Origin of the sequence: Brevundimonas sp., assembly GCF_044239655.1 — a bacterium.
In the GTDB taxonomy this organism is placed as follows: domain Bacteria; phylum Pseudomonadota; class Alphaproteobacteria; order Caulobacterales; family Caulobacteraceae; genus Brevundimonas.
The window spans coordinates 1-5877 of the sequence record NZ_JBIIAY010000242.1 but is presented as its reverse complement, the minus strand read 5'-3'; the positions used below and the strand labels follow the sequence as shown (position 1 = coordinate 5877).

The window sequence follows — 5877 nt, the reverse complement described above, 5'->3', positions numbered from 1 at the left end:
AGCAGGCTGGTCTTGCCCACCCCTGCCGGGCCGCAAATCAACAGCTTGCTCCCGGTCTTCTGTTTCAAGCGCTCATCTGCGCTTATGATGTTCAACCCCATAAGGGTCTCCTTTGCTTTTTTGGGTCTCAGCCTCGTCAGCAGTTGCTACGGGGAGGAGCGCGAGATGAGACCCGGAGCACCGACTTATTTGCTATTCGTCGGACTCCTCCCCGCTGCTGATTTGGTACGAGCCCTCAGCGGCAACCCCGCCGTGCTCAGAAACTCCTCGACCTGCTCCACAGAGCGCGCGACGTAATAGGCAGCGCCGGCCATCGTGGCGTCATCGGCCCACTCTTTCTGCTCCGGGGACTGACGGCCCTTGGCCGTCTTCAGCTCGATGCAGATGAGGCGTCCGCCCCATAAGATCATGATGTCGGAGACGCCGGGCTTGACGCCTTCGGCTTTCAATTTGCTGGCAGTGCGAACGTCACGAAACCCACCATTCGGCACGGCCCACCAGATGCAGTTCGGAACGCCGTCAAGCGCCAGGTCGAGGAACCGCGCCACGGCGCATTGGATTTGGTGTTCGGAAGCGGCAGGCGAGACGGTGTGGACCTTCTTAGGTTTGGCGCCGCCCTTCAGCGCCTCGGGCAGATCATCAGCCAAAAAGGGGGAGCGGCGGGCTGTGCCCAACCGGCTCCCCGTAGTGGCACCCCCAGCACGGGCGTGGTTCGAAAAATCGTCAGCCATTGGAGAGCCCCACGATCAGGTACAGGGCGAGCCAGAACGCGATGGACAGCATTAAGCCCCATGCAAGGCCGCGAGCGGGGGCGAGTTGGTCGTCTTGGGGGGTCATGCGCGAACACCCCCGGCAAGCGCCTTGACGCCACGGAAGTTTTTGGCTTTTCTGCTGACAAAAGTCAGGGAAAATCCATGCTCGCTCACTACCTCGCGGAGGTTCCGCACCACTACTGGGACGCCAAAAGCCAAGCCTTCATTGCCGAACTCAAATCCGACGGTGTAGTCGTCCAGCGCTTCACAATCCCGAGGCACGTATTCTTTGCGATCCATGCCGATATGGCGCGGGCGATCCAAGACGCTTGCAGCGCGAGCGGCGCGGAAATCGTGGAGCTGAGGAAAGCCGAGGGGTGACATCAGCGTGCCCCCTCTTTCAGGCGGCGCTCGTTCGCTGCGGCTTCCGCCAGCAACTCGTGCGTCACGTTGATCTTTTTGGCCTTGGCGTAGGCGACAATCGCGGGATGGAAGTGCTGCGGAATGTAGCCGTTGCGCTTCTTCCAGCTCACCACCGTCTGGTAGTTCGCGCCCGTAATGTCCCGAACTACCGTGACGCCGCCAAGTCGGGTAAAGATGTCTGCAATCCTGATCATGGGAGGCAGTTTATGCGTTGTGCATAATTGGTGTCAATGCCCGCCGCATAAATTTTTGGCGTAATTTCCAGTCATGGAATCACGGGCCAGTAGATTAAAGGCGGCGCGCAAGGATGCGGGCTATACAAGCGTCAGAGCGGCGTGTGATGCCTTTGGCTACCCCTACCCTACGTATGCAGCGCACGAGAACGGCTCTCGGGATTATGACTTCGATGCTGCCCAGCGCTACGCCCGCGCGTTCAAGGTGGACGCCACTTGGTTGATGTCGGGACGAGCGGCAGCGCCTGCCGCCGAAGCTGAAATTGTGGACATCTGGACGCGCATTCCCGAGCGCGACCGAGCCGCTGCCCTTCGTATGCTTCGCGGGCTCGCCAAGAACAGCGAATGACGTTTCCTAAAAAAACTTATGCAGCGCGCATATTTTTGGCTTGCAAGGTTTTATGCGGTATGCATAATGGTCTCACACAAGGAGACCGCCCCATGCTTCAAACCACCCACGCCGAGCGCCAGTACGCGGCCGACACCGCCGAGCGCGCCGACACCGAGCGCAAGGCCGCTCTCGGCTGCAACGCCATCTTCACCCTCGCACAAGCCAAGTCGCTCGCACTCGCCTGTGACGCGCTGCCGGTTGCGGCGGTGTATCTGACCGAGGCGGCGTTCGAGGAGTACGGCTGGCCTGCGGACGGCCTCGACGAAAGCTGGCTGGACGATGCCGGGCGCGCGACTTGGGAAATCTTCACCGCGTGGAGGAAGGCATGACCTGCGACTTCGATTACCACCGCGCCAACAGGTCCGCCCAATACGACGGGCTCGGAATATTCCTGACTTACACCTGCCCGAAGTGCCATCGTGAAAAGATGGCGGGTTTCCGCGCCGACATTCGGGACAGATACGAAACCGACGAGCCGATTGAGGACGAGGCATGACGTACACGGTAGAACACCCCCACGAACGCGCCCGCCTAGAGGCCCTGCTCCGCGAGCTTCGCCCGATAGAGGCGCGATGCTTGCCGATGTCTGACGAGTGCCTGCGGGCGATTGAGGTTTGCAGGCTGCGGGAGATTGAGGAGGATGCCCCCGACCTCGGAGACGGGCCATGACCCAGTTGCTGACGATTTCCCAAGCCGCAGAACGGCTGAGCGTTGGCGATTCCACGGTGCGCCGCTGGATACGCGATGGTAAACTATCGACCTGCAAGCTGGGGCCAAAGCTGATCCGGATCAGGCCGGAAGTGCTGGAGGAGTTCATTCAATGTCAGGATACAGGCTCGACCGCCCCAACATCAACGGGCGAAGATCAGACACCTGGTATGTCATCTGGTCCGAGAAAGGCCGCTCTCGTCGCGTCTCTTCCAAGGAGACTGACCGCTGGCAGGCCGAGCGGTTCCTAGCCGAATACGAGGCGGTTCAAGACCTGCCGCCACAGGAGTTTGATATAGCCATGCTGGTCCGGGGATACCTTGAGGAAGCGCCGGGCGAGCATCACCACGCCAAGGCTGTTATCCGCTTGCTAGGCCCCCTTTCACCGTCCAGCCTGACCCGTGCCCGTGTGCGGATGTTCCACAAGTCCCGGCGCGCTGAGGGGGCGTCTGACAGCACGATCAACCGCCAGTCCCGTGTCCTGCGCGCCGCGCTCGAATGGGGCCGCAAAGAGGGCTGGCTGAAGGAGTTGCCGCACATCGACGCCCCGACACCTGCCCCGCCCCGTGAGCGCTTCCTGACGCGCCCTGAGTTCGCCCGGCTGTATGAAGCCGCTGAACAAATCCACCTGCGCACATTCCTTGCCCTTGCCGTCTATACCGGGCAGCGCGCCGCCGCAATTCTGGAACTGACATGGGATGACATCGACACCGAGAACATGCTGGTGCGATACCAGGGCGGCAACGCCACGAAGCGCCGGACGCCCTACGTGCCGATCAGCGCACCGCTGGCCCTGACGCTCTCGACGGCCATGCTTGACCGCCGTGGGCCGTATGTCGTCCAATGGCGGGGCGAGCCTATCGCCAGCATCAAGAAGGCGTTCGGGGCTGCTGTGCGCCGGGCCGGACTCAAGAACGTGCGCATCCACGATCTGCGCCGGACGGCTGCAAGCTGGGTGCTGGACAATGGCGGGTCGTTCGACATGGCCGCTGCGCTGCTTTCAGATGACGTGCGCACCGTGCGCCGGCACTATGCGCGGTTCAGTGATGAATTTATGGTTGGGATAACAGGAAGGATTGCGGGATGAGCCTCATACCAAAGATACAGCGCCTCTACTTCCACGCTTGCGACAAAGCCCCCGGAAGCTACAAACCGCACGCCCTTCGAATGGATCCATGGCTCTACAGAGAGCTGCATACGTCGGTCGATTTCTCGAAAATGGTGTCAGTTTTTGAGCCCTCTACCTCAATGACGTTCATGGGCATGAAGATCATCGTGGAAGGCTACAACGACGGCAGCAAGAAAAGCCACCTCACTGTTGAGATGAAACAGAAAGGCGAAGATGGCCGGTCCATGTATTTCGAGTATGCCGATTTACCGCACGATGCGCATTATGCGCATCGTGCAGGAACAGAGGCCGAACCAGTGACCACTGGTGGCGCCGAACCCCCTGCAAAAGACGCAGAATGACAGCTATGGCGAGCGGGAGCACTGCCTTCACACGGCAGGGGTCGCAGGTTCGAACCCTGCATCGCCCACCAGTCTTTTCAAGGGATTAGGGGTTGTCCGTAGGCGGAGCGTGGCGCGCATTATGCGCGTTTTCGGATCGCGCGGGCTGCTTTGATGGTCGCCTCTAGCGCAAACTCGGCCCTCGACTTCGCCCCCCTGGCGGCGTCCAGTTCGGCCATCTCGTCATCGTCCAGGCGGAAGCTGACGGGCTTCTTCGGACGCTTCACCGCGTAGCGCCTCTCAGCTTCAATCTGTTTCGGGTCTCTGCTCATGGCGATTTTGATATCCCATAACGACCTGTTAGGAAATATGGGATATCCCATAAGCACCAACACAGGAGCCCACCATGTTCAACCTTCAATCCCACCTCGCCCACCAGCAAATCCTGACCGGCACGCAGGCCGTTCGGATCGCCGCTCGCATGATCCTTGATTGCCCATGCGAGCAGACCCGCTGGCGCTGTATGCCGCTGCTCCGCCAGCTTCAGAAAATGGCGCGGGGTGCAGCATGAAAAAGCCCAAGGCACCCGCCAAGGTGCATCACTTCCAAGAGGGCCATATCGTCACGTTCGCTGCAACGGTCGTATCTGGCCTGATCTCTACAGTTGCGCTATCCTATCACGTCTGGAGTGATCTCAAGACCGACCTTGAGGCAATCCGCTGGACGTTCACGATCCTGGCAGGGGCGTTTGCGTTCCTGATGGCCATGACGCCGATTAGCCTTGCACGGGCTCACGGGGAGGCTATCGAAGGCGGACCGGCTCAGTCAGTGATCACGTTCATCGTGTTGATGACCATGATTATTGACGGCGCGTTGCAGGTCCATGCGGCGCATTACATCATAAAGATGATGGGTCAGGAACCGCCTGCAATCTGGATGCTGGCCATTGGGGCTGGGTTGTTTCAGCTTTCAATGTTCATGGTCCGTGGCGGCTTGTATGCTGCCAGCCGGGAAATCCGCGAGGTTATCGAAGCCCGGCAGGAACGGCTTGACCAAGCTGCGGCTTATGCCCGTGAGCAGATCAACGCCAAGCGGCGGGAACAGTATGCAGAAGGCAAGCTGAGGGTTGTGTGATACAGACGGGCTCGCAGAATGCGGGCCTAACCGAGCGGGTTGTAAGCCTTCGCGCACGCTTTCAACACCGCGTCATTCAACACCGGCACATCGCTGTCCGGCGTCGGCATCGTCCACATATACGAGTTATCGGCACTGCACGTCAGCGCGCCGACTTCTGCCAAGGCGAGCGTGCGGTGAACGTAGAACCCCGCCGCAAGCACCGTCAGCAGCAGCGCAGCGAAGGCCACGTATTGCAGCCAGATTACGCCGTGGTAGCCCACCTTGCCGACATAGTGCGCCTTGACCTTCCCGGCGTTGATGGGCGCCAGGGCCTCGTCTGAGGCTTTTACGAGCGCAGGCTTGCGAACGGGAAAGACCGGCTTGTGTGGCGGCTTGGGTGCGTAGCGCGAGGAGCGGGTTATTTTTGTCGGCATAGGTTGCCCCCTATGGCTGTTCGGTGTAGATTATTGCGGTGCGGCGGCGTGGATAGACACGCGGGTGTAAGAGCATTTCCCTGGGGCATTGGAGCCTTCATCTTTATCGGCCGAGCTGCAACAAGGCCGACGTTGTTTGCAGACAGCGGGTGTTAGGCGTACGATTAGCTATCCCCGAGCCAGTAACCAATCTGGCCCGCACGTTACTCCTTGCATAGGGCACCGAAATACAGGTTGACCCGCTCGATCTGCCGAACGGTTTCCTCTGTGTCGTAAAGGTTCAGCGGGTCTTCAATCGTGCAGCTATCGGCCACGCAATAGGAATACGTGATCGGCTTCCAGTCACGGCAGGCGGCTTCGGTTGTTTGGAT

At 60.1% G+C, this 5877-nt stretch carries 12 protein-coding genes and 1 pseudogene; 8 read left to right on the top strand and 5 right to left on the bottom strand.

Features of this window, described 5'->3' with window-relative positions; all coding sequences use genetic code 11:
- Positions 1 to 185: 185 nt before the first annotated feature.
- The 3 genes from ACILQR_RS17260 to ACILQR_RS17250 all read right to left on the bottom strand — a co-directional run bounded on the left by ACILQR_RS17260 (position 186) and on the right by ACILQR_RS17250 (position 1369).
- Positions 186 to 647 carry a VRR-NUC domain-containing protein gene (locus ACILQR_RS17260; RefSeq protein ID WP_395652596.1) on the bottom strand — a complete coding sequence of 154 codons (462 nt, stop codon included), beginning with the start codon at positions 645 to 647 and terminating at the stop codon, positions 186 to 188.
- 186 nt (positions 648 to 833) lie between these two features.
- Complete coding sequence (locus ACILQR_RS17255) at positions 834 to 1136, bottom strand: hypothetical protein (protein ID WP_395652595.1); 303 nt, start codon at positions 1134 to 1136, stop codon at positions 834 to 836.
- Positions 1136 to 1369 carry a hypothetical protein gene (locus ACILQR_RS17250; protein WP_395652594.1) on the bottom strand — a complete coding sequence of 78 codons (234 nt, stop codon included), beginning with the start codon at positions 1367 to 1369 and terminating at the stop codon, positions 1136 to 1138. Before ACILQR_RS17250 ends, ACILQR_RS17255 begins: the two co-directional genes overlap by 1 nt.
- A gap of 73 nt (positions 1370 to 1442) precedes the next feature.
- Between ACILQR_RS17250 and ACILQR_RS17245 the strand changes: the two genes are divergently transcribed.
- From ACILQR_RS17245 to ACILQR_RS17220, 6 genes and pseudogenes are all read left to right on the top strand, one after another.
- Positions 1443 to 1757 (top strand): helix-turn-helix domain-containing protein, encoded by a 315-nt coding sequence (locus ACILQR_RS17245; protein ID WP_395652593.1) that lies wholly within the window; start codon positions 1443 to 1445, stop codon positions 1755 to 1757.
- A 92-nt stretch (positions 1758 to 1849) separates the two neighbouring features.
- Positions 1850 to 2128: a hypothetical protein gene (locus ACILQR_RS17240; protein ID WP_395652592.1), complete on the top strand. Its 279-nt coding sequence runs from the start codon at positions 1850 to 1852 to the stop codon at positions 2126 to 2128.
- Entirely contained in the window at positions 2125 to 2295 is a 171-nt protein-coding gene (locus ACILQR_RS17235; protein WP_395652591.1) for a hypothetical protein, read from the top strand. The genes ACILQR_RS17240 and ACILQR_RS17235 overlap by 4 nt, the downstream gene beginning before the upstream one ends.
- A gap of 169 nt (positions 2296 to 2464) precedes the next feature.
- Positions 2465 to 2605 (top strand): annotated as a pseudogene (locus ACILQR_RS17230) (helix-turn-helix domain-containing protein); the annotation flags it as partial.
- 14 nt (positions 2606 to 2619) lie between these two features.
- Positions 2620 to 3594, top strand: a complete 975-nt coding sequence (locus ACILQR_RS17225) for a tyrosine-type recombinase/integrase (RefSeq protein WP_395652590.1) — start codon at positions 2620 to 2622, stop codon at positions 3592 to 3594.
- Entirely contained in the window at positions 3591 to 3977 is a 387-nt protein-coding gene (locus tag ACILQR_RS17220) for a hypothetical protein (RefSeq protein ID WP_395652589.1), read from the top strand. The genes ACILQR_RS17225 and ACILQR_RS17220 overlap by 4 nt, the downstream gene beginning before the upstream one ends.
- Before the next feature lie 119 nt (positions 3978 to 4096).
- Here the strand turns inward: ACILQR_RS17220 and ACILQR_RS17215 are convergent, their stop codons facing one another.
- The gene (locus tag ACILQR_RS17215; RefSeq protein ID WP_395652588.1) at positions 4097 to 4288 is read right to left on the bottom strand and encodes a hypothetical protein; all 192 of its coding nucleotides are present in this window, start codon (positions 4286 to 4288) and stop codon (positions 4097 to 4099) included.
- Positions 4289 to 4362: 74 nt separating this feature from the next.
- Here ACILQR_RS17215 and ACILQR_RS17210 point away from each other — a divergent pair, with 74 nt between their 5' ends.
- Positions 4363 to 4527, top strand: a complete 165-nt coding sequence (locus tag ACILQR_RS17210; protein WP_395652587.1) for a hypothetical protein — start codon at positions 4363 to 4365, stop codon at positions 4525 to 4527.
- Positions 4524 to 5090, top strand: coding sequence for a hypothetical protein (locus ACILQR_RS17205; RefSeq protein WP_395652586.1), 567 nt, complete (start codon positions 4524 to 4526; stop codon positions 5088 to 5090). The genes ACILQR_RS17210 and ACILQR_RS17205 overlap by 4 nt, the downstream gene beginning before the upstream one ends.
- 26 nt (positions 5091 to 5116) lie before the next feature.
- Here the strand turns inward: ACILQR_RS17205 and ACILQR_RS17200 are convergent, their stop codons facing one another.
- Positions 5117 to 5506, bottom strand: coding sequence for a hypothetical protein (locus ACILQR_RS17200; protein ID WP_395652585.1), 390 nt, complete (start codon positions 5504 to 5506; stop codon positions 5117 to 5119).
- Positions 5507 to 5877 lie beyond the last annotated feature (371 nt).